Origin of the sequence: Enterobacter cloacae complex sp. 2015409 (assembly GCF_041365315.1) — a bacterium.
GTDB classification, from domain to species: Bacteria; Pseudomonadota; Gammaproteobacteria; order Enterobacterales; family Enterobacteriaceae; genus Enterobacter; species Enterobacter pseudoroggenkampii.
This window is the reverse complement of the sequence record NZ_JBFTVM010000019.1, coordinates 1-607: the sequence shown is the minus strand read 5'-3', so window position 1 is coordinate 607 and position 607 is coordinate 1. Positions and strand designations below refer to the sequence as shown.

Annotated in this window: 1 rRNA gene; it reads right to left on the bottom strand. The window is 54.9% G+C overall.

Going from position 1 to position 607, the window contains the following annotated elements:
• Positions 1-607, bottom strand: a 23S ribosomal RNA gene (locus tag ACDO57_RS23330); the annotation flags it as partial.

Here is a 607-nt window from a genome sequence, read left to right as displayed (position 1 = left end):
AACGTTCCTTCAGGACTCTCAAGGAGTCAGGGAGAACTCATCTCGGGGCAAGTTTCGTGCTTAGATGCTTTCAGCACTTATCTTTTCCGCATTTAGCTACCGGGCAGTGCCATTGGCATGACAACCCGAACACCAGTGATGCGTCCACTCCGGTCCTCTCGTACTAGGAGCAGCCCCCCTCAATTCTCCAGCGCCCACGGCAGATAGGGACCGAACTGTCTCACGACGTTCTAAACCCAGCTCGCGTACCACTTTAAATGGCGAACAGCCATACCCTTGGGACCTACTTCAGCCCCAGGATGTGATGAGCCGACATCGAGGTGCCAAACACCGCCGTCGATATGAACTCTTGGGCGGTATCAGCCTGTTATCCCCGGAGTACCTTTTATCCGTTGAGCGATGGCCCTTCCATTCAGAACCACCGGATCACTATGACCTGCTTTCGCACCTGCTCGAGCCGTCACTCTCGCAGTCAAGCTAGCTTATGCCATTGCACTAACCTCCTGATGTCCGACCAGGATTAGCTAACCTTCGTGCTCCTCCGTTACTCTTTGGGAGGAGACCGCCCCAGTCAAACTACCCACCAGACACTGTCCGCAACCCGGAT